This window comes from Actinomycetota bacterium (assembly GCA_036280995.1).
Classification (GTDB): domain Bacteria; phylum Actinomycetota; class CALGFH01; order CALGFH01; family CALGFH01; genus CALGFH01.
Genome location: DASUPQ010000351.1, coordinates 1 through 2,183 on the forward strand (window position 1 = coordinate 1; position 2,183 = coordinate 2,183).

Annotated in this window: 2 protein-coding genes; both read right to left on the reverse strand. The window is 68.2% G+C overall.

The window, feature by feature from the left end; all coding sequences use genetic code 11:
• Positions 1-84: 84 nt before the first annotated feature.
• Positions 85-1,257 carry an IS1634 family transposase gene (locus tag VF468_11925; GenBank protein HEX5879006.1) on the reverse strand — a complete coding sequence of 391 codons (1,173 nt, stop codon included), beginning with the start codon at positions 1,255-1,257 and terminating at the stop codon, positions 85-87.
• Between the two features lie 121 nt (positions 1,258-1,378).
• Positions 1,379-1,792 (reverse strand): hypothetical protein, encoded by a 414-nt coding sequence (locus tag VF468_11930; GenBank protein HEX5879007.1) that lies wholly within the window; start codon positions 1,790-1,792, stop codon positions 1,379-1,381.
• Positions 1,793-2,183: the final 391 nt, after the last annotated feature.

Consider the following 2,183-nt stretch of genomic DNA (forward strand, 5'->3'; position numbering starts at 1 on the left):
GAATCGGGGGGTTGACCTGGGTAAACGCTGGTAGGTCTGGGGTGGGGCGTGTGCCTACGCCCATCTGATGGTTGCTGGTGGTGTTCAGGTGGGGTCGAAGGCGGTGACCCGGGGCGGCGGTTGGATGGATAGTGCCTGGTAGATGGCCTTCTGCTCGGAGTTGATGGGGGTGGTCTGGGTGACCGTGCCGGCAGGGCCGGCCAGCGTCACCTGGGTGATCGGCCCGAGTTGCCGGTTGATGTTTCGCCACGAGAGGCCGGCGGAGCGTTCGGCGACGCGGGTCAGCAGCAGAGCCAGCCAGCAGATCAGGACGTGGGCGCGGATAGGGTGCTCCAGGCGGTGGAAGACCGGCCGCAGCAGCAGGGTCGACTTCAGGTCACGGAAGCCGCGTTCGGCTTCGGCGAGGTTCTTGTAGCCCAAGGCGGCGTCTTCGGTGCTGATGTGGGGGTCGCTGGTGGCGATGAGGTACTTGCCGTCCAGCCGCTGCTCGGCCTTGACCTTGGCGGTGTTGACCTTCAGGCGCCCGTTGGGCTGCTGGGTCAGCCAACGCCCCAGGCTGGGGTGGTCGCGCAGCGCGCGCTCGGCACGAACGTGGGCGGCCTGGTTGCGCGCTCGGGTCTTGTCGCCACGGCGACGACGGGCGTCACGGGCGCGCTGGTTGGCGATGGGGGCCAGCTCCGCCTGGAGCCTGGCGATGGCCTGGTCTCGCTGCTGGCGGTCTCGCTCGGCCTGCTCGGGGTTGTGGCAGACGATGAACCGGGCGTCGTGGCCGTCGACGCGGACTTCCTTGACCCGCAGGTTGTCCTTGACCTGCTGGTAGCGGCCCTGCCGGGACAGCACCTGGGTGACCAGCGGGTTGCCATCGCGCAGGCGCATCCCGGCGATGTCGTGCCCGCCAGCGCGGCGCAGGTAGGCCAGGTTGTCCGCCGAGGTGAAGCCCCGGTCGACCACCGTGATGACCCGGCCCAGCTTCCAGCCGCGCAGGTCGTCTTTGACCTCGGCCAGCACCTGCTGGTCGCCTGTGTTGCCCGGCCAGCACCAGCAGCGCACCGGGATGCCTTGCCTGGTGACGGCCAGGCCGATGACGATCTGCGGCAGGTCGGGCCGGTGGTCCTTGGAGTGCCCCAAGCGGCGGAAGGCCTCGACGCCGTCGTCTTCCTCGTCGCGTTCGAAGTAGGTGGAGGTGGTGTCGAAGAACAGCAGGTCGACTTCCAGGTTGAGCAGGTCGGCCACGGCGAAGAACACCGCCTGCTGCACCAGCGCGTGGGTGTCGGCGTCCCCAGCAGGTCCATCGCCCGGTACGCCTGATCCTCATCCATCACCGACAGCCCCGGGATCGCGGCGTCCTCACCGACCCACTCGGCGGCCGACAGCTTGCTCATCGGCGCCACCGCCCGGTTGGCGACCAGGGCGAACAGCACCCGTTCCATGTTGGCGGTGAACCGGCCCCCATCGGTGGCCGAGCGGACCGCCGCCCCGACTCCAACTGCTGCCACAGGCCGTCCAGCAGCCAGGTCGCCCCGACCGGGCGGGCGTCGATGACCTCCAGCGGCGCGCCGCCTGCGGCCAGACCCGCCTCGGCGCCATCGGCCAGCTCGTCACCGTCGCCGAAGTGCTTGTTGATCGACGCCGCCAGTCGGCGCAGCCCGGCCACGTCGACCTGGTCGACCCGGCCCAGGTTCATCAGCACATCCGGCTTGATGCGCCCGTCCACCCGGCGGTTGTGGGCCAGCGCGACGTAGCGCACCACCGTACCGTCGGCGTTGGTCCGCGAGGTGAACCGCAGGTACATGACTACGACTCAACCATGCTTGCGCTGACAGCACAAGCCACACACACCAAGCCGTGTTACTACACAATCAGCGTCTGGAGGCGTTCAACAGCCGCCCACAAGCCCTTGACCAGCACCAACCCGGAACCAATCACGCTCGCGTGCCCACGAACTGCGGAACTCGGGGAACCACCCGAGCATCAATGCCATTGACGAGCCACCCGCTCACGCCCCACCGTTCGTCCCCGCATTCCCATACATCAGTCCTCCTCAGAAGGAGGATTGCCAGAAAGCGACACGATGCTGGCTGTGGCGATGTGAGGCTTGGTTGCTGGCGGTTTGCTGGCAGGTTGCAGTCGAGCGATCAGCCTCATCGTCCTGCGGTCGGCCGCGCAGCACCGCTGGTGCATTG

Coding starts and splice junctions, on each gene's coding strand:
- VF468_11930 (HEX5879007.1), bottom strand. CDS start 1,792: ATGTACCTGCGGTTCACCTCGCGGACCAACGCCGACGGTACGGTGGTG.